Source organism: Pseudomonas sp. HY7a-MNA-CIBAN-0227, from assembly GCF_040310325.1.
Lineage (GTDB): Bacteria > Pseudomonadota > Gammaproteobacteria > Pseudomonadales > Pseudomonadaceae > Aquipseudomonas.
The window spans coordinates 1-17,727 of sequence record NZ_JBEOPT010000005.1; the positions used below are offsets into that span (position 1 = coordinate 1).

Annotated in this window: 17 protein-coding genes; 9 read left to right on the forward strand and 8 right to left on the reverse strand. The window is 60.3% G+C overall.

What is annotated here, in order from left to right; genetic code table 11:
* On the forward strand, nucleotides 1-276 hold a 276-nt coding region (locus AAEZ06_RS09925), incomplete at its 5' end, for a hypothetical protein (protein WP_350614101.1).
* On the opposite strand, the gene AAEZ06_RS09930 is transcribed toward AAEZ06_RS09925, so the two are convergent.
* Nucleotides 273-737 carry a TIGR02444 family protein gene (locus tag AAEZ06_RS09930; RefSeq protein ID WP_149412331.1) on the reverse strand — a complete coding sequence of 155 codons (465 nt, stop codon included), beginning with the start codon at nucleotides 735-737 and terminating at the stop codon, nucleotides 273-275. The two genes, AAEZ06_RS09925 and AAEZ06_RS09930, sit on opposite strands and share 4 nt — an antisense overlap.
* 49 nt (nucleotides 738-786) lie before the next feature.
* Here AAEZ06_RS09930 and AAEZ06_RS09935 point away from each other — a divergent pair, with 49 nt between their 5' ends.
* From AAEZ06_RS09935 to AAEZ06_RS09945, 3 genes are all read left to right on the forward strand, one after another.
* Nucleotides 787-2,697: an ATP-binding cassette domain-containing protein gene (locus AAEZ06_RS09935; RefSeq protein ID WP_149412330.1), complete on the forward strand. Its 1,911-nt coding sequence runs from the start codon at nucleotides 787-789 to the stop codon at nucleotides 2,695-2,697.
* A complete protein-coding gene (locus AAEZ06_RS09940; protein WP_149412329.1) occupies nucleotides 2,697-3,263 on the forward strand; it encodes a mechanosensitive ion channel family protein in 567 nt (188 codons plus the stop codon). Before AAEZ06_RS09935 ends, AAEZ06_RS09940 begins: the two co-directional genes overlap by 1 nt.
* A gap of 92 nt (nucleotides 3,264-3,355) precedes the next feature.
* Nucleotides 3,356-3,988 (forward strand): LysE family transporter, encoded by a 633-nt coding sequence (locus AAEZ06_RS09945; RefSeq protein WP_149412328.1) that lies wholly within the window; start codon nucleotides 3,356-3,358, stop codon nucleotides 3,986-3,988.
* 120 nt (nucleotides 3,989-4,108) lie between these two features.
* On the opposite strand, the gene AAEZ06_RS09950 is transcribed toward AAEZ06_RS09945, so the two are convergent.
* From AAEZ06_RS09950 to AAEZ06_RS09965, 4 genes are read right to left on the reverse strand one after another with little or no spacing between them, the layout of a single operon-like run.
* The gene (locus tag AAEZ06_RS09950; protein ID WP_149412327.1) at nucleotides 4,109-4,852 is read right to left on the reverse strand and encodes a penicillin-binding protein activator LpoB; all 744 of its coding nucleotides are present in this window, start codon (nucleotides 4,850-4,852) and stop codon (nucleotides 4,109-4,111) included.
* A 3-nt stretch (nucleotides 4,853-4,855) separates the two neighbouring features.
* The gene (gene lpoB, locus AAEZ06_RS09955; protein ID WP_133100821.1) at nucleotides 4,856-5,443 is read right to left on the reverse strand and encodes a penicillin-binding protein activator LpoB; all 588 of its coding nucleotides are present in this window, start codon (nucleotides 5,441-5,443) and stop codon (nucleotides 4,856-4,858) included.
* 35 nt (nucleotides 5,444-5,478) lie between these two features.
* Nucleotides 5,479-5,847: a YcfL family putative periplasmic lipoprotein gene (locus AAEZ06_RS09960; protein ID WP_133100822.1), complete on the reverse strand. Its 369-nt coding sequence runs from the start codon at nucleotides 5,845-5,847 to the stop codon at nucleotides 5,479-5,481.
* 10 nt (nucleotides 5,848-5,857) lie between these two features.
* A complete protein-coding gene (locus tag AAEZ06_RS09965) occupies nucleotides 5,858-7,255 on the reverse strand; it encodes a COG3014 family protein (RefSeq protein ID WP_350614106.1) in 1,398 nt (465 codons plus the stop codon).
* A gap of 315 nt (nucleotides 7,256-7,570) precedes the next feature.
* Here AAEZ06_RS09965 and AAEZ06_RS09970 point away from each other — a divergent pair, with 315 nt between their 5' ends.
* Complete coding sequence (locus AAEZ06_RS09970) at nucleotides 7,571-9,466, forward strand: FTR1 family protein (RefSeq protein WP_350614108.1); 1,896 nt, start codon at nucleotides 7,571-7,573, stop codon at nucleotides 9,464-9,466.
* A 16-nt stretch (nucleotides 9,467-9,482) separates the two neighbouring features.
* On the forward strand, nucleotides 9,483-9,938 hold the full coding sequence (locus tag AAEZ06_RS09975) for a YaiI/YqxD family protein (protein ID WP_133100825.1): 456 nt from the start codon (nucleotides 9,483-9,485) through the stop codon (nucleotides 9,936-9,938).
* On the opposite strand, the gene elbB is transcribed toward AAEZ06_RS09975, so the two are convergent.
* A complete protein-coding gene (elbB, locus tag AAEZ06_RS09980; protein WP_149412323.1) occupies nucleotides 9,935-10,600 on the reverse strand; it encodes an isoprenoid biosynthesis glyoxalase ElbB in 666 nt (221 codons plus the stop codon). The genes AAEZ06_RS09975 and elbB overlap by 4 nt on opposite strands.
* A gap of 115 nt (nucleotides 10,601-10,715) precedes the next feature.
* On the opposite strand from elbB, the gene AAEZ06_RS09985 reads away from it, so the two are divergent.
* Entirely contained in the window at nucleotides 10,716-11,951 is a 1,236-nt protein-coding gene (locus AAEZ06_RS09985) for a sterol desaturase family protein (RefSeq protein WP_149412322.1), read from the forward strand.
* Here the strand turns inward: AAEZ06_RS09985 and AAEZ06_RS09990 are convergent.
* Nucleotides 11,932-12,579, reverse strand: coding sequence for a DedA family protein (locus AAEZ06_RS09990; RefSeq protein WP_149412321.1), 648 nt, complete (start codon nucleotides 12,577-12,579; stop codon nucleotides 11,932-11,934). The two genes, AAEZ06_RS09985 and AAEZ06_RS09990, sit on opposite strands and share 20 nt — an antisense overlap.
* 207 nt (nucleotides 12,580-12,786) lie before the next feature.
* On the opposite strand from AAEZ06_RS09990, the gene hemB reads away from it, so the two are divergent.
* Both hemB and ppk1 read left to right on the forward strand, forming a co-directional pair.
* Entirely contained in the window at nucleotides 12,787-13,800 is a 1,014-nt protein-coding gene (gene hemB / locus AAEZ06_RS09995) for a porphobilinogen synthase (RefSeq protein WP_350614111.1), read from the forward strand.
* An 18-nt stretch (nucleotides 13,801-13,818) separates the two neighbouring features.
* A complete protein-coding gene (ppk1, locus tag AAEZ06_RS10000) occupies nucleotides 13,819-16,044 on the forward strand; it encodes a polyphosphate kinase 1 (RefSeq protein WP_149412319.1) in 2,226 nt (741 codons plus the stop codon).
* Between the two features lie 100 nt (nucleotides 16,045-16,144).
* Here the strand turns inward: ppk1 and ppx are convergent, their stop codons facing one another.
* Nucleotides 16,145-17,647, reverse strand: a complete 1,503-nt coding sequence (gene ppx / locus AAEZ06_RS10005) for an exopolyphosphatase (protein WP_149412318.1) — start codon at nucleotides 17,645-17,647, stop codon at nucleotides 16,145-16,147.
* Between the last annotated feature and the right edge of the window lie 80 nt (nucleotides 17,648-17,727).

Consider the following 17,727-nt stretch of genomic DNA (forward strand, 5'->3'; position numbering starts at 1 on the left):
GCTAAAACCGCTGCTGCAAAACCGGCCGCCAAGCCAGTTGCTAAAACCGCTGCTGCGAAACCAGCCGCCAAGCCAGCCGCCAAGCCAGCTGCTAAACCTGCTGCTGCAAAGCCAGCCGTCAAGCCAGCCGCCGCTAAACCTGCTGTAACAAAACCAGCCGCTATCGCTGCCAAGCCAGCTACCCCGGCCGCACCGGCTGCCAGCACTGCGGCATCTGTCGCGTCGGCCAGCAGCACCCCTGCACCGGCAAGCACCACCCCAACCAGCGCTTCCTAAGTGCCGGTGATCGCGACGCGCAGCTGATGCAGCGCGTCGCGGTCAAGGTTGGCGGCTTCGGTCGCCAGTCCTTCAAGCCAGGCACCTTGATCGGTCGCCTCGCCCAATGGCCATATCTGCGCCAGGGCTTCCAGGCGCGACAGCAATTGCCGTTCGGCATCCAGCTCCAGGGCCTTGACCCGTTCCCGTAACACTCCCAGCTCGGCATCCTGCTGCGCCATGGCGCGCCATTGCTTGCGCACGTGTCGTAGGGGTTCGACCACCTCGGCCTGCCAGGGATCTGCGATCTGTCGCAGCGCCTGCAAGCGGCGCTGTTCGAACGTCACGCCACGCTGATCCAGCCACAACCCACACAGCAACAGGCACACATCGGCCCCTTGACCCTGCAGGCGTAGGCAAGCGTCCTCGACACCCGGGCGGGCGTAGGTCAAGAGGGCAAAGCTCCACAGGTCAGCGCACATATTCCCCCCAAGCCAGCGGTCAACGAAGCTGGTAGACTCCGCCGCCATTATGATCCGACTTCAAAGCCTAACATTACAGCGTGGCCCGCAACGTCTTCTTGAAGACGCCGAGCTGATCCTGCACGCCGGTCACAAAGCCGGCCTGATCGGTGCCAACGGCGCCGGCAAATCCACGTTGTTTGCCTTGTTGCTGGGCGAGATGACTCCCGATTCCGGGGATTGTCTGCTGCCGGCCGACTGGCGAATCGCCCATATGCGCCAGGAGATCGACACCCTGGACCGCATCGCGATCGACTACGTGCTCGATGGCGACCTGCGCCTGCGCCAGGTGCAACACGACCTGGCCGAGGCCGAGAAGGCCCAGGACGGCGCCGCACAGGCCCGCCTACATGCCGAGCTGGACAGCGCCGATGGCTACACCGCCGACGCCCGCGCCCGCAAGATGCTGGCTGGCCTCGGGTTCACCAACGAACAAATGGATCGCCCGGTCGCGGACTTCTCCGGTGGCTGGCGCATGCGCCTTAACCTGGCCCAAGCGCTGATGTGCCCCTCGGACTTACTGCTGCTCGATGAACCGACCAACCACTTGGATCTTGATGCGATCCTGTGGCTGGAAGACTTTCTGAAAGCTTACACGGGCACCCTGTTGCTGATTTCCCACGACCGGGACTTCCTCGACGCCGTGGTCGACAACATTGCGCACATCGAACAGAAAAAAATCACCCTCTATCGCGGTGGTTACAGCGCGTTCGAGCGTGCCCGTGCCGAACGCCTGGCTCAACAGCAACAAGCCTACGAGAAGCAACAGGTGCAACGGGCGCACATGGAAAGCTACATCGCCCGGTTCAAGGCCCAGGCCACCAAGGCCCGTCAGGCCCAGAGCCGGATCAAGGCCCTGGAACGCATGGAAGAACTGTCGGCGGCCCACGTCGACTCACCGTTCGACTTCGTGTTCCGCGAATCGCTGAAAATCTCCAGCCCCTTGCTCGACCTGTCCGATGCTCGCCTGGGCTACGGCGAGAAGACCATCCTGGAGAAGGTCAAGCTGCAACTCGCGCCGGGCGCGCGGATCGGTTTGCTCGGCCCCAACGGTGCGGGCAAGTCGACGCTGATCAAAAACCTTTCCGGCGATCTGCAACCCCTGGCCGGTCGCCTGGTGCGTGGCGAGAACCTGGTGGTGGGCTACTTCGCCCAGCATCAGTTGGACTCTCTCGACTCCAAGGCCAGCCCGTTGTTGCACTTGCAGCGCCTGGCGCCCACCGAGCGGGAGCAGGTACTGCGCGACTTCCTCGGCGGGTTTGACTTCCGTGGCGCGCGCATCGACGAGCCAGTGCTGAATTTTTCCGGAGGCGAAAAAGCTCGTCTGGCCCTGGCGTTGATCGCCTGGGGCCGGCCGAACCTGTTGCTGCTCGATGAGCCGACTAACCACCTGGACCTGGAAATGCGCCTGGCGCTGACCATGGCCCTGCAGGAGTTCACCGGCGCCGTGCTGGTGGTGTCTCACGATCGGCACTTGCTCAAGAGCACTACCGATAACTTCCTGCTGGTGGCCGATGGCAAGGTTGAGGAGTTCGACGGTGACTTGGAAGACTACGCCCGCTGGCTGACGGACTATCGTCTGCGCCACGCGCCGGCCAGCAATACTCCGGTCAATCCCGACAAAACCGACAAGAAGGCCCAGCGCCAGGCCGCCGCCGCGTTGCGTCAGCAACTGGCCCCTCACAAACGCGAAGCCGACAAGCTGGAAGCCGAGTTGGGCAAGGTCCACGAGAAGCTGGCGAAGATCGAAACCAGCCTCGGCGACAGCGCTGTGTACGAACCTGCGCGCAAGGACGAGCTGCGCGACCTGCTGGCCGAACAGGCCAAGCTCAAGGTGCGTGAAGCGCAATTGGAAGAAACCTGGATGGAATCCCTCGAACTGCTGGAAAGCCTGCAAGCAGAGCTGGAGGCGCTGTCCTGATGGAAGCGTTGCAACTGCCGCTGCCGCCGCAATGGGTCGAGCCCATATGGTTTGGCGTGCAAATCCTGCTGATCCTGCTGGCTGGCTACCTCGCCCAGCGTTTTGTCGCCAAGTGCCTGACCCGTCTGGGCGAGCGTTATCCGTTCCCGCCGCAACTGCTGATGCCCCTGCGCGGCGGCTTGCGCTGGCTGATCATGGGCAGTGCGCTGATCTTTGTGCTGGAGCGCCTCGGCGTTTCTGCCACGGTGCTGTGGACCGCGCTGTCGGGCTTTGTCGCCGTGGCAGCGGTAGCGTTCTTCGCCATGTGGTCGGTGCTGTCCAACCTGCTCTGCGCCATTTTGATCTTCACCGTTGGGCCGTTTCGCCTCGGAGATGTGGTCGAGTTGGTGGACACCGTCGACAAGCCTGGCGTCAAAGGCCGGGTGGTGGCGATCAACCTGCTCTACACCACGCTGATTGAAGTGGAGGAGGCGGGGACCGGCAGCGTCATGGTGCAAGTGCCCAACAGCCTGTTCTTCCAGCGCTCGGTGCGCCGTTGGCGCGGCACCGATGTAACACCTTTGTAGGCGCGAGCGCTTCTACAGAAAAATCTGTAGCCATTGTTCGGGTGCCGGGGTTAGTTTAAGAAATATTCAGCAAACTCTCCCCGAGGTGTGTAATGGCGCTCGACACATGGCTGGCCTTTTTCCTGGCCAGTTGGATCATCAGTCTCTCTCCTGGCGCGGGCGCCATCGCCTCGATGTCCAGTGGCCTGCAATACGGTTTCCTGCGCGGCTACTGGAACGCCCTGGGCCTGCAACTGGGCCTGGCAATGCAGATTGCCGTGGTTGCCGGCGGCCTGGGCGCGATTCTCGCCACATCGTCCACTGCCTTCTACGCAATCAAATGGTTTGGCGTGGCCTACCTCGTGTACCTGGCCATCAAGCAATGGCGCGCACTGCCGGCCGACCTGACCGATGACGCAGCGGTTCGCCCCATCGGCAAGCCGTTGGCGATGATGTTTCGCGGCTTCCTGGTAAATGCCAGCAACCCCAAGGCCCTGGTGTTCATGCTGGCGGTGCTGCCGCAGTTCGTGAACCCGCAGGCTCCGCTGCTGATTCAGTACCTGATCTTGGGCGCGACGATGATCTGCGTGGATATGATTGTAATGGCGGGCTACACGGGGCTGGCGTCGAAAGTGTTGCGTTTGTTGCGCACGCCCAAACAACAGAAACGTATGAACCGTACGTTTGCCGGGTTGTTTGTGGGCGCGGCGGGTTTCCTTGCCAGCCTGCATCGCGCAACGGCCTGACTGAAGAAACCGAATCAAAATGTGGGAGCTGGCTTGTCTGCGATAGCATCACCACGGTGTAACTGATACACCGAGGCGTTTGTATCGCAGGCAAGCCAGCTCCCACATTTGATTTGTGTATCAGCGCAGAATTTTCGGCGCTTCATCTCGTGGCAAGTTGTTGCGCAATGCAGGTTGACCAGGTTGCTCCTGATAGCCGCTGCCCAGTTGCTCCTGCAACTGGCGCGCTACATCTTCCCCCAACGCCTTCGACACTTCCCGCACTACCCGTGGCCGGCTCAGGCTGACCTTTACATCGCGACTGTTCACCAGCTTGGTGTCCTGGCCTTCGCCTATGGCGGTAAACGCCGAGGTGATCTCAAAGGTGCGGGTGTTGATCAGGCTGAAATCGGCCACCAGGGTCAGGCCCAGGACCGCCGAGTAGCTGTTGGTGTTGTCCAGGGCGTTGATGTCCTGGGTGAAGTCGATGTCCGACAAGGTGCCGAACAGCACGTAGTCGGCACCCTTGAAGTTGCCCGCCTTGATGCGCTTGATCACGTCGTAGACATCGCCCTTGGCGTCAGCGGTATAGGGCGTGCCCTGCACCAACTGAAACTGCCGCGACTTGAGGATCTCGCCCTTGATGTCGCCCGTGAATTTACGCAACTCGGTCTGTTCGATGTAGCTGTTGCGGCTTTCGAACTCGCTGTAGCTCGACGAACCACTGGCGTTGTAGGCGCTGGCCTGGAAGTTGTTGTTGGCCGAGACCGCGTGGATGTACTCCTCCACTCGTGCCTCGTAGGCCAGGTCAGTGACGGCGATCTTGGGTGCGGCCGAGGCGCCAAAGGCGCACAGCAGGCCGATTATGCCGATCCATGCACGCATTGCTTAGCGCTCCGTGGTCTTGCGGATTTCTTTTTCGTCCATCCATTCGGCCAGGCCGCTTTCGACGTCGATCAGTTGCAGGCTGAACTTGTAGAACACGTCCTTGTAGTCAGCGCTGCGCTTGACGATGGAGCTGATGGAGCCTTCCAGCCGGTACTTGGCGGCGATCATGTTGCCGGTCTTGCTGACCGTGGCCTTCTTGTACAGACCGCTCTGGTTTTGCAGCTTGAGCTGGTCGACCTGGCTTTGCATGTCGGTGTTGTCGCTGGCAAAACGCGCGGTACCGGTCTTCATCAACTGGGTCTTGATTGAGGTGGTGATTTCGCGCGTGTCAATGTACTCGCTGGTCTTGTTCTTCACGTCGTACACCTGCACCACAGGGCGGCCGTGGAGGATGCCGGACTGGGCCAGGGAGCGGGTCATGCTTTCGGCGATCATCTGCAGGTCGGTGGAACCGAACTCGTTGGTCACCAGTTCCACGGCCTTGGTGTCGCCGTAACTGATGTTTTTCCCGCCGATGACCGGCGAGGTGTTGGCGCAGCCGCTGGCCAAAACGGCGACCACGGCGAGGAACGAAAAGCGTGCAAACATGGGGATGTCTCTCTGAAGCTTAATAGGGGGGTGGATCACGGCGTTTTTACTTCAAGGCGGAAGTCGGCAGCCTGGGGCAGGTTGGCGATAGCCGGCAGGAAGGTGGCCTGGTTGGCATAGAGCGTCAGCACTTTCCAGGTCTCTTCATCGCCCACCGGGAAACCATCGGCACCTAACCAGGCGAAGCGGTAATACATCATCTGGTTGCTGCTGGTGATGTTGCTCAGTTGCACCTTGGCGGTCATGAAGCCGTTTTCCCGGGCGACGCGGATTGCGCCCACGGCGATGCCCTTGAACTTGCCCATCACCACGATTTTGCTCGCAGCGCTGCCCGGTTCCGGTGGCGGTGTGGCGCAGCCGGCGAGCAGGACCAGCGCCAGGGCGCCGAAAATGAAATGACGCATAGCGTGCTCCTTAAGGTTGTTTGAGGCTGGCGACAGCCTGGGAAGGGTTGCTTGGTACCACATGGGCCGCCAGACCGCTGGCGAACACCTGGTTGCCGACCACGCGTAAGGTGATCACTTGATAACGCTGGTCGGCTTTAACCGTCACCAGGCTGCCGCCCAAGGCATTGGGCAGGCTGACCTGATGCTCGCCGTGCTTGAGGCGCAGGCGCGTCACCTGGGTTAGGTCTGGCAGGGTGCGCCAGGTGCGGGTGTCGGCGCCTTCGGTGATCGCCGAGGCGATACCCAGCACCAGGCCGGCCATGGGATTAACCTCGTTGAGGTTCTTTTGCGTTATGCCTCGGGTAATCGCCCGCACGGTGGTGCGCAGGATGATCCCCGGCATGTCATCGCGCAGGGCGCGACGAGACATGGCGGTGGTGCTGTTGAGGGCGGTGAGGTTCTGCTGCCGACCGCCGACGCCGATCTGGTTGAATGTCGCGGTGGAGGTGTCGGGCTTGATCACCGGGAACGACAGCGGAGTGATCACCAGATTGCCGTTGATGGGGATCGGTAGCGGCAAGCGAATCGAATCCCGGGCCGGTGCCAAACCGCTTTGCACGACGATCAGCACGTCGCTTTCATCGGCGCTGGAAGCTGATTTATCCAGATCCAGCAGCGCCTGTTCCAGCAACGGCGTATTGGGGCGCAGTTCAGCAGCCTTGCGATAGCCCGGCGCGGCCAGGTCTTTCTCGCCCAGGGCCTCGTAGACGAAGCCAGCCAGGTAATGACTGAAGGCACTCTGGTAGCTGTTCTTCAAGCCGACCACTTCCGGTGCATTCAGGCTTTCCACCGGGTAGCCGCGCAGATCCTTGAATTGGGTGCTCACGCCCTGGCGTTCAGCCGCCTCTTCGCGCTTGAGGTATTCCTTATCCCGCAGATCCGCGATCACTGCTTCGCGTTCGTGGGTTTTCTTGATTTCGGTGCGGGCGCCGTCGAAGTCATTCACGGCCAGCAGGTTCAGCGCCATCTGCGTGGTCAGCATGACTTTCTCGTAGTCATAGCCTTCGTAGCGGCGGACTTTATCGTTGACCAGGAAGCTGCCGAACTGCGACAGGTAGCGCTCGGTGTCGAACTTCACCGACTCTTCCCATTTGTAGACCGCCAAATCCGCACTGCGCCAGGCTGTCTGGCTGCCGGTCAAGTCACCCTTGGCCCGAAGCAGCTCGCCTTTTTCAAAGTAGTAGAGAAGGTCCTTGTCTTCGCCGCTGTTGTTCTTCTCCAGCAACGTCAATGCGCCGTCAACATTACCGGTGGCCAACTGCTGATTGGTAGCCTGCAACTCCGAATCGTAACTGCGAAACATAGAACAGCCCGTCAGCAACATGACCGCGCTGAGCGCAAGCGAAGTAAAGAGGCGAGATACCATTGGAGTGCTGCTTCCCTGAGCGTAATCGGCCTAATGTGCTGGTTGGGCCGAATAACCAATCGCAGGAGAAGCCTCTATCCCACAAATCCCTCATAAAAGAGGAGCAAAATGCCATTTCGCGATAACGAAGGCGCCGCATTATAGGTCCCTCTACTGGCAAAACAATGGCTTTTCAGTGCCATCGCTTAACGAAAATGCCACTACCTACATCGACCCAATGACGGGTCATTGCACCCGACAAATCACTAACGTCTTGAGTCAAACCTTCTAACACTCGACAATGTGTTACTTCTTATTTCCATTTGGGAATCATTCATGACTGCCCCTTCCCGTTTTCTCGCCTGGTTGCTCCTGCCTGCGTTGGTGTCGTGCAGCTTCAACCTGTTGGCTGCAACCGCAGAGGGTGCCACTCAGGCTCTGCATCTACTGGACTATATCGGCGCCGATTACCCGCCGACGGTGGAGGCGGGCAAGGTTATCGATGATTCTGAATACCGTGAACAGGTGGAATTCCTTGGCGTTTTGCAGGGGCTTGTCGCTGAACTACCGGACAAGCCCGAACGCGCTGAACTGGTGAAAGGCGTTGATCAACTGGTTGCTGCCGTGAACGGGCATCAGGAGGGTGAGTCGGTAGCCCATCAGGCTCGCCAATTGGGCGCGAAGCTGGCGGTGGCCTATGAAGTCAGCCAGGCCCCGGCCATCACTCCAGACCCGACGCGTGGCGCGCCGTTGTACGCCCAGCAGTGCTCGGTGTGCCACGGCGATGCAGGCGCCGGCGACGGTCCTGCGGGCGTTGGCATGACGCCGCCACCGGCCAACCTGCGTGATACCGCGAGGCTGGACCGCTTGAGTCTCTACGGGATCTACAACACCCTTGGTCTCGGGGTCGAAGGCACTGACATGCCGTCTTTCGCCGATCAACTGGACGACCGCCAGCGCTGGGACCTGGCCACCTACATCGCCGGCTTCACCGCCAACCCGGCTGCGGCGAAAAGCGAAAAATCCTTCAACCTTGCCGAGCTGGCTCGACAGACCCCCAACGAAGTATTGGCCGCCGAAGGCCCGGACGCGGCTGTCACCTTTCGTGCGCAACGGGCGCAGCCGCCTCAGGTCAAGCGAGGCCCGGCGCAGTTGCTTGATTACACCGCGACCACCCTGGACAAGAGCCTTGCTGCCTTTCGCAACGGTGAACACGAACAGGCCTATGACCTGTCGGTGGCTGCCTACCTGGAAGGGTTCGAGCTGGTTGAAAGCTCTCTGGACAACGTCGACGCCAACGTGCGCAAGGACACCGAAAAAGCCCTGATGGCCTATCGGCAGTCGTTGCAGGATGGGTTGCCGATCGAGCAAGTCCAGCAGCGCCTGGATATGGCCAAGGGCAAGCTCACGGAATCTGCCGGCCTGTTGGGCAGCGATGGCTTGAGCTGGTCGTTGAGCTATATCTCCGGCTTGTTGATTCTGCTGCGTGAAGGGTTGGAAGCGATTCTGGTGCTGGCGGCGATCCTCGCATTCCTGCGTAACACCGGCCAGCAATCGGCGGTGCGCAGCGTCAACGTTGGTTGGGGCCTGGCGCTGGTGGCTGGCTTGGCGACCTGGGCGTTGGCGGCGTATGTGATTGATGTCAGCGGCGCCCAACGCGAATTGCTGGAAGGCTGCACGGCGCTGTTTGCCAGCGTCATGGTGCTGTGGCTCGGGGTGTGGATGCATGACCGGCGTCACGCGGCGGCCTGGCAGGACTATATCAAGAGCAGCCTGGTGGGCGGCGGCGGGCGTTTTGGCTTTGCGGTGCTGGCGTTCTTCTCGGTCTACCGTGAGTTGTTTGAAGTGATTCTGTTCTACGAGACCCTGTGGCTGCAGGCAGGTCCCTCCGGGCACAACGCGGTACTGGCAGGCGGCGCCACGGCGCTGGTGCTGTTGATGGGCCTGGCATGGGTGATTTTGCGCGGTTCGGCAAAACTGCCGCTGGCGCTGTTTTTTGGCATCAACGCGGCGCTGCTGTGCGCACTGTCGGTGGTGTTCGCCGGGCATGGCGTCAAGGCGTTGCAGGAAGCCGGTGTCTTTGGCACGCGGCCGGTGGCGTTCTTTGACTTCGACTGGCTGGGCATCCACGCTGATGCCTATTCGCTGAGTGCCCAGGCGGTGGCAATTCTGGCGATTGTGGTGCTGTATGGCCGCAGTCGGCTGGCCGATAAGCGCCGGGCTACGGTCTGATCAAAAGGAAATACCCATGCGAGTCTGGATCGACGCCGACGCCTGCCCTCGGGCGGCCAAGGATCAGGTGGTGAAATTCGCTCTCAAGCGCCAGTTTGAAGTGGTGTTGGTGGCCGGACAGAGCCAGATCAAGCCGAGTTTTTCGTGCGTGAAGCTGATCGTCGTGCCCAGCGGCCCGGACGCCGCCGATGATTACCTGGTGGAACACGCGGTGCCTGGTGAACTGGTGATTTGCAGCGATGTGCCGTTGGCGGATCGCCTGGTGAAAAACGGCGTGACTGCTCTCGACCCTCGCGGCAAGGAGTTCAGCCCGCAGAACATGAGCGAGCGGCTGGCAGTGCGCAACCTGTTCACTGATCTGCGGGAGCAGGGCCAGATGGGCGGCGGTCCGCCGCCTCACGGTGAACGGGAGAAGCAAGCCTTCGCCAATGCCCTGGACCGGATCTTGATCCGGTTGATGCGCACCGATTAATCGTTCTCGTGGGTCAGTTCCAGCACGCGGTCCACCAGTTTGTTGATCCCTGAGGCCACTTCACTGATGTTCTGCCCCAGCATGTAAGCCGGGGTGCTCACCAGTTTGCGGGCCTTGTCTTCGACAATCTCATCCACGGTACATTCCTGGTGAGTCGCACCCATCTTGTCCATGGCCGCCGCTGTGTCGGCGTCGTTGCCGATGGTGCAGATCACGCCAGGGCCGTAGATCTTCGCCGCCAAGGCCGGCGAGATGCAGATCAGCCCCACCGGCTTGCCTGCTTCAGCAAAGGCTTCAGCCAGTTCCAGCACCTGCGGATTGACGCTGCACCCGGCGCCTTCAATAGCGAAGTTCGACAGGTTTTTCGCCGCGCCAAAACCGCCGGGCACGATCAGCGCGTCAAACTCTTCGGCGCGGGCTTCTCGAATATCCTTCACCTGGCCCCGGGCAATGCGCGCCGATTCCACCAGCACGTTGCGTGATTCGGGCATTTCTTCGCCGGTCAGATGGTTGATCACATGCAACTGCGCAATATTGGGTGCAAAGCACTGCACCTGAGCGCCGCGTTGGTCCAGGCGCAGCAGGGTGATTACGCTTTCATGGATTTCAGCGCCGTCGTACACGCCACAGCCGGAAAGGATCACTGCAATCTTTTTGCTCATGGGCATTTCTCCTGATTCATGGCGTTAAATGTCTACTAATTTGTCACTCGTTGCCAATGGGATCTCAAGCCGCTACACCTAATCTTGATGTAACAATAATTGACCGGACTTGCCCATGGACTTCGTTCCTTACGCGGTACCGTTTTTCATTGCGCTGATCGTGGTCGAGCTGCTGGCCGACCGTTGGCGCGGTGAGCGCAACTATCGGGTGGCGGACGCCATTAACAGTCTCAGCACCGGCGTGCTTTCCACCACCACGGGGTTGCTGACCAAAGGTGTGGGGCTGTTGACCTATGCGTTTGCCCTCAAGCACCTGGCAGTCATCGAACTCTCGGCCCAAAGCGTCTGGACGTGGGTATTTGCCTTTGTCTTCTATGACTTCTGTTACTACTGGCTGCATCGCTGTGGCCACGAGCGCAACATCCTCTGGGCCGCGCATTCGGTGCATCACCAGAGCGAGGATTACAACCTCACCACGGCCTTGCGCCAGACCAGCACCGGCTTTCTGCTGAGCTGGATCTTCTACCTGCCGCTGACCGTGCTCGGCGTGCCGCTGGTGGTATTTATCAGCGTAGCGTCCCTCAACCTGCTGTATCAATTCTGGGTCCACACCCGCCATGTGCCCAAGCTTGGCTGGTTCGAGTGGTTTTTCGTCACGCCGTCCAATCATCGGGCTCACCATGCGCAGAACGCTCTCTACATGGATCGCAACTACGGCGGTGTGTTCATTATTTGGGACCGGCTGTTTGGCTCCTTCCAGGAGGAAGACGAAAACGAGCCGGTCATCTTTGGCGTGACCACGCCGCTGGCCAGTTGGAACCCGCTGTGGGCTAACCTGCAGTTTTATGCACAGCTGTGGAGCGATGCCCGGCGCACCGAAAGTAGGTGGGACAAGCTACGCATCTGGTTCATGCGCACCGGTTGGCGCCCGGCGGACGTGAAGGCCAAGTACCCGCTGGCCAAGCCGGACCTGAGCCAGTTCCGCAAATTCGAGGTGCCGTTGGATGCGCGCCAGCAGATTTATGTCGCCCTGCAATTCGCCGCTTATGTAGGATTTGGCAGCTATCTGATGAATTTTGGCGAAGCAATGCCGACTGCGGCCCTGGTATTGGGCTGGAGCGCGATGGCATTGGGGTTGTTTACGCTGGGCGTGGCTTTGGAGAATCGCCCATGGGCATTGAAGGCTGAGCTTGTGCGACTGGCGCTGAACGTGCCGTTGGTGTGGCTGGCGCCGCTGGTCGGGCTATGGCCGGCCAGTTCGCTGAGCTGGCTGGGGCTGCTCAGCTACAGCTTGCTTAGCGTCATCGGCCTCTACTGTTGCAGAGACCGGCTTACTCGACTGGCGTCTTAGGCGTGTTGGATGTTTGCGGTTCGCTCAACTGTTCTTCTGCCAGGCGAACCTTTTCGGCAGCGCAGGCTTCCCGGATCAGGCGGGCGTTCTTGATGCGGCGACGGATCCACAGGCCCAGGCCCAGTACCAGCAAGGCGCCCAGCACCCACAGTTCGTATTTCTTGACGCTGCCCAGCATGCCTTCAAGTACCGCGCCGAAGTGGTAGGCCGCAGCGCCCAGCGCAGTCGCCCAGATCGCCGCACCGATGCCGTTAAGCAGCAGGTAACGTCCCGGCGGATAGCCCGACAGACCGATGGCCACCGGCATGACGGTGCGCAGGCCGTAGACAAAACGGAAACTCAGCACCCAAATGTCCGGATGCCTGCGGATATGCTCCAGCGCCTTGTCACCCAGCAGTTGCCAGCGCGGCTTGCGTGCCAGCAGTTTGCGGCCATGCTTGCGCCCCAGGAAATACCACAGCTGGTCGCCGGCGTAGCTGCCGCAAAAGGCAATGACCACCACCAGGTTGATATCCATGTATCCGCGGAACGCCAGGAAGCCTGCGAGCACCAAGATGGTTTCGCCTTCGAAGAACGTGCCTAGGAAGAGGGCAAAATAGCCGAAGTCATGCAGAAGTTGTTGGAGCATTGTCTGGGTGCTAGCGAAATGAACGCGCAGCCTACGCCTTCGTGAACATTCATGAAAGTATCGAGATGTGTCACGAAGTGAACAATTCCTACAAAAACTGCGAATGCGACTACAGGTCGCATGGCTAAGCACAACTGTCATTCCTTCGTCATAATGGCCGCTTATAACTGTCACGCTCGCCCGTCAACACGGGCTCAGGAGTCTGCCGTGAGCTTCACTCCCGCCAACCGCTTGTTCCCTGCCACGCGTCTGCGCCGCAACCGCTGTGATGATTTTTCTCGCCGTCTGGTTCGTGAAAACGTCCTGACGGTGGATGATTTGATCCTGCCGGTATTTGTGCTGGACGGTGAAAACCGTCGGGAAGCGGTGGCGTCGATGCCTGGTGTCGAGCGCTTGACCATTGATCTGTTGCTTGAAGAAGCTGTGCACTGGGTCGAGTTGGGAATTGTGGCGCTGGCGCTATTCCCGGTGACGCCATCCGAACTCAAGTCACTGGACGCCGGCGAAGCCTGGAACCCCGAAGGCATCGCCCAGCGCGCCACTCGTGCCCTGCGCGAGCGTTTCCCGGAGCTTGGGGTGATTACCGACGTGGCCCTGGACCCGTTCACCGCACATGGGCAGGATGGCATCCTGGACGAAGACGGTTATGTGCAGAACGACATCACCGTCGATGCACTGGTCAAGCAAGCTCTATCCCATGCGGCGGCGGGCGCTCAGGTGGTTGCTCCATCGGACATGATGGACGGTCGAATCCAGGCGATCCGCGAAGCCCTGGAGCTGGCCGATCACGTCAACGTGCGGATCATGGCCTACTCGGCCAAGTACGCCAGCGCCTATTACGGCCCGTTCCGCGATGCGGTCGGCTCGGCGCTTAACCTGGGCAAGGCCAACAAGGCCTCGTACCAGATGGACCCGGCCAACAGCCACGAAGCCCTGCACGAAGTGGCGGCAGACTTGGCCGAAGGCGCCGATATGGTTATGGTCAAGCCCGGCATGGCGTACCTGGATATCCTTTACCGCGTCAAAGATGAATTCAAGGTGCCGACCTTTGTCTATCAGGTTAGCGGTGAGTACGCCATGCACATGGCCGCGATCCAGAATGGTTGGTTGAGTGAAGGGGTGATTCTTGAATCCTTGACTGCCTTTAAACGTGCGGGAGCTGATGGCATCCTGACTTACTTTGCCGTCCGTGCCGCCCAATTGCTTAGAGAGCAAAAATAGCCCTCACAGGAACACTCGATGAATACCGAAGGACTCACAGAAGTTGCCGTAAAAGACGCTCACCCGGTGGTCGAACCAGTTGCCGAAACCCCGTCGGTACTGGAGCCCGCGCCGCCTGCCGTGATCGCGGAACCGCCGGTGGTGGTGGCGCCTGCGATCGTGATTCCGAACCTGGATGACAGCAGCCTCTACATCCATCGCGAGCTGTCGCAACTGCAATTCAACATTCGCGTACTGGAACAGGCACTGGATGAGTCCTACCCGCTGCTGGAGCGACTGAAGTTCCTGCTGATTTTCTCCAGCAACCTGGACGAGTTCTTCGAGATTCGTGTCGCTGGCCTCAAGAAACAGATCACCTTCGCCCGCGAACAGGCCGGTGCCGATGGCCTGCAACCGCACCAGGCCTTGGCCCGCATCAGCGAGTTGGTGCATGGTCATGTTGATCGTCAATACGCCATCCTCAACGACATCCTGTTGCCGGAACTGGAAAAACATCAGGTCCGCTTCATTCGTCGCCGCAACTGGACCGTCAAGCTCAAGACTTGGGTGCGTCGCTATTTCCGTGACGAGATCTCACCGATCATCACCCCGATCGGCCTGGACCCGACGCACCCGTTCCCGCTGCTGGTGAACAAGAGCCTGAACTTCATTGTTGAGTTGGAAGGTATCGACGCCTTCGGTCGCGATTCGGGCCTGGCGATCATTCCGGCACCGCGTCTGTTGCCGCGAATCATCAAGGTGCCCGAAGAGGTTGGGGGTGCTGGCGATAACTATGTGTTCCTTTCATCGATGATCCACGCCCACGCCGATGACCTGTTCCAGGGCATGAAGGTCAAGGGCTGCTACCAGTTCCGCCTGACCCGTAACGCGGACCTTGCGGTAGACACCGAAGACGTCGAAGACCTGGCCCGCGCCTTGCGCGGCGAATTGTTCTCCCGTCGCTACGGCGATGCAGTGCGCCTGGAAGTGGTGGACACCTGCCCCAAGCACCTGTCCGACTATTTGCTCAAGCAGTTCAACCTCGCCGAGACCGAGTTGTACCAGGTCAACGGCCCGGTGAACCTGACGCGCCTGTTCAGCATCACCAGCCTGGACAGCCATCCGGAGCTGCAATACATCCCCTTTACCCCGCAGATCCCGAAACTGCTGCAAAACAGCGAGAACATTTTCAGCATGGTCAGCAAGCAAGACATCTTGCTGCTGCACCCCTTTGAGTCGTTCACCCCGGTGGTCGACTTGCTGCGCCAGGCTGCCAAGGACCCGCATGTGTTGGCGGTGCGCCAGACCCTGTATCGCAGCGGCGCCAACTCGGAAATCGTCGATGCGCTGGTGGACGCCGCGCGTAACGGCAAGGAAGTCACTGTAGTGATCGAATTGCGCGCGCGCTTCGATGAAGAATCCAACCTGCAACTGGCCAGCCGTCTGCAAGCGGCCGGTGCGGTGGTGATCTACGGCGTGGTCGGCTTCAAGACCCACGCCAAGATGATGCTGATCCTGCGTCGTGAAGCCGGCGAAATCGTGCGTTACGCCCACTTGGGCACCGGTAACTACCACGCTGGTAACGCCAAACTCTACACCGACTACAGCCTGCTGACCTCCGACGATGCATTGTGCGAAGACGTCGGCAAACTGTTCAGCCAGTTGATCGGCATGGGCAAGACGTTGCGCATGAAGAAGCTGCTGCACGCGCCGTTCACCCTGAAAAAGGGCATGCTCGACATGATTGCCCGGGAAACCCAGTTCGCCCTCGACGGCAAGTCGGCACACATCATCGCCAAGTTCAACTCGCTGACTGATCCGAAAATCATCCGCGCGCTGTACAAGGCAAGCCAGTCTGGCGTGCGCATCGACTTGGTGGTGCGTGGCATGTGCTGCCTGCGGCCGGGCATCGCCGGGGTCTCCCATAACATCCATGTGCGCTCGATCATCGGCCGCTTCCTGGAGCACACGCGGGTGTTCTACTTTCTCAACGGCGGCGAGGAGCAGATGTTCCTCTCCAGTGCCGACTGGATGGAGCGCAACCTCGACAAACGTGTGGAGACTTGCTTCCCGGTGGAAGGCAAGAAGCTGATCATGCGGGTTAAGAAGGAACTGGAGAGTTATCTCACCGATAACACCCACAGCTGGAGCCTGCAGTCGGACGGTCGCTACGTGCGCAACACGCCAACCGGCAACCAGAACCCACGCAGCGCCCAGGCGACGTTGCTGGAGCGGTTGGGCAGCCCGGTGTTGAACGTTCGTTGAGACTCTTTTAAGCCTGACAAAAAACGGCCCTTGCGAGGGCCGTTTTTGATTGGGGCGGGTAACTCTCAATGTGGCGAGGGAGCAAGCCCCTCGCCACAGATCAACGCACGTTCAGGCTAAACCCAACCCGCGTCAGCCACTCCGCTTCCTGGGCGAAATCCGCCTGGGTCAGTTGGTTTTCGTTCAGCCAGTTTTTCGGGAACACCACATCGAGGTTGTCACCGTGCGCGCGCAAGGTGACCTGAGGCATTTCCTGGGTGCCACGAATGTGGTGGAACAAAATTGCAAACCGCAGCAGGGCGCACAGGCGAATCAGCTTGATGCCCTCGGCACCGAACTCGGCGAACTTGTCCTTGGGGATATTGCGGCGATGGCCGCGTACCAGGAGCGCAAGCATTTGCTGGTCTTCCCGGGAGAAACCGGCCAGGTCCGAGTGTTCGATCAGGTAGGCGCCGTGCTTGTGGTAATGATAGTGGGCGATGTCCAGGCCCACTTCATGGACCTTGGCCGCCCAGCCCAGCAATTCACGCCAGACGCCGTCTGCCAGGTCCCAATCCTCGGCCACCTGGTCGAAGGCATGCAGCGCCTTGCGCTCGACTCGCTCCGCTTGTTTGAGGTCGACGTGGTAGCGCTCCATCAGGGAGCCCAGGGTGCGTTCACGGACGTCTTCGTGGTGATGGCGGCCCAGCAGGTCGTAGAGCACGCCTTCGCGCAGGGCGCCATCACAGTGATCCATGCGTTGCAGTTCAAGGGCGTCGAAAATCGCTTCGAGGATCGCCAGGCCGGCGGGGAAGATCGCCCTGCGGTCAGGCTTGATGCCGTCGAAGTCGATTTTTTCGGCGTCGCCCAATTTGAAAATCTTGCGCTTGAGCCAGGCCAGGCCTTCGGCATTGACCTCGCCGGTGCCGTGGCCGCCGGCCTTCAGGGCCAGGCCAATGGCGCGGACGGTGCCGGATGAGCCGATGGCTTCACCCCAGGTCAGGCGATGCAGGGCATGTTCGATGCTCATGATCTCCAGCCGCGCCGCCGTATACGCCTGGGCATAGCGGGCCGGGGTGATCTTGCCATCCTTGAAATAACGCTGGGTGTAGCTGACGCAACCCATCTGCAGGCTTTCGCGCAGCAAGGGTTCAAAGCGTTGGCCGATGATGAACTCGGTACTGCCGCCGCCGATGTCTGCCACCAGGCGCTTGCCAGGGGTGTCGGCCAGGGTGTGGGACACGCCGAGGTAAATCAGGCGTGCTTCTTCACGACCAGAAATGACTTCTACCGGATGCCCCAGGATTTCTTCGGCGCGACGGATGAATTCGCCACGGTTACGGGCTTCCCTGAGGGCGTTGGTGCCGACAATTCGCACGGCGCCCGGAGGCATGCCGTTGATCAGTTGGGCAAAGCGCTTGAGGCAATCGAGCCCGCGCTGCATGGATTCTTCGTTGAGCTTGCGCTCTTCGTCGATCCCGGCAGCCAGTTGCACCTTTTCACCGAGCCGCTCAAGGATACGGATCTCGCCGTTCTGGGCCTTGGCCACGACCATGTGAAAGCTGTTGGAGCCCAGGTCGATGGCGGCGATCAGGGACAGATTCTTGGCTTGGGATTGCGGCATGGGTAGGGGATCTCGGTCGATAACCTCGCCATCGTGCCACGATCAAACGCTGACGCCAACGCGTAGTGCCTGGGGAATTT

What these genes read in the sequence shown, in the direction of transcription:
- AAEZ06_RS09930 (WP_149412331.1), bottom strand. Translation starts at nt 737, where the DNA reads ATGTGCGCTGACCTGTGGAGCTTTGCCCTCTTGACCTACGCCCGCCCG.
- AAEZ06_RS09935 (WP_149412330.1), top strand. Translation starts at nt 787, where the DNA reads ATGATCCGACTTCAAAGCCTAACATTACAGCGTGGCCCGCAACGTCTT.
- AAEZ06_RS09940 (WP_149412329.1), top strand. Translation starts at nt 2,697, where the DNA reads ATGGAAGCGTTGCAACTGCCGCTGCCGCCGCAATGGGTCGAGCCCATA.
- AAEZ06_RS09945 (WP_149412328.1), top strand. Translation starts at nt 3,356, where the DNA reads ATGGCGCTCGACACATGGCTGGCCTTTTTCCTGGCCAGTTGGATCATC.
- AAEZ06_RS09950 (WP_149412327.1), bottom strand. Translation starts at nt 4,852, where the DNA reads ATGCGTGCATGGATCGGCATAATCGGCCTGCTGTGCGCCTTTGGCGCC.
- lpoB (WP_133100821.1), bottom strand. Translation starts at nt 5,443, where the DNA reads ATGTTTGCACGCTTTTCGTTCCTCGCCGTGGTCGCCGTTTTGGCCAGC.
- AAEZ06_RS09960 (WP_133100822.1), bottom strand. Translation starts at nt 5,847, where the DNA reads ATGCGTCATTTCATTTTCGGCGCCCTGGCGCTGGTCCTGCTCGCCGGC.
- AAEZ06_RS09965 (WP_350614106.1), bottom strand. Translation starts at nt 7,255, where the DNA reads ATGGTATCTCGCCTCTTTACTTCGCTTGCGCTCAGCGCGGTCATGTTG.
- AAEZ06_RS09970 (WP_350614108.1), top strand. Translation starts at nt 7,571, where the DNA reads ATGACTGCCCCTTCCCGTTTTCTCGCCTGGTTGCTCCTGCCTGCGTTG.
- AAEZ06_RS09975 (WP_133100825.1), top strand. Translation starts at nt 9,483, where the DNA reads ATGCGAGTCTGGATCGACGCCGACGCCTGCCCTCGGGCGGCCAAGGAT.
- elbB (WP_149412323.1), bottom strand. Translation starts at nt 10,600, where the DNA reads ATGAGCAAAAAGATTGCAGTGATCCTTTCCGGCTGTGGCGTGTACGAC.
- AAEZ06_RS09985 (WP_149412322.1), top strand. Translation starts at nt 10,716, where the DNA reads ATGGACTTCGTTCCTTACGCGGTACCGTTTTTCATTGCGCTGATCGTG.
- AAEZ06_RS09990 (WP_149412321.1), bottom strand. Translation starts at nt 12,579, where the DNA reads ATGCTCCAACAACTTCTGCATGACTTCGGCTATTTTGCCCTCTTCCTA.
- ppk1 (WP_149412319.1), top strand. Translation starts at nt 13,819, where the DNA reads ATGAATACCGAAGGACTCACAGAAGTTGCCGTAAAAGACGCTCACCCG.
- ppx (WP_149412318.1), bottom strand. Translation starts at nt 17,647, where the DNA reads ATGCCGCAATCCCAAGCCAAGAATCTGTCCCTGATCGCCGCCATCGAC.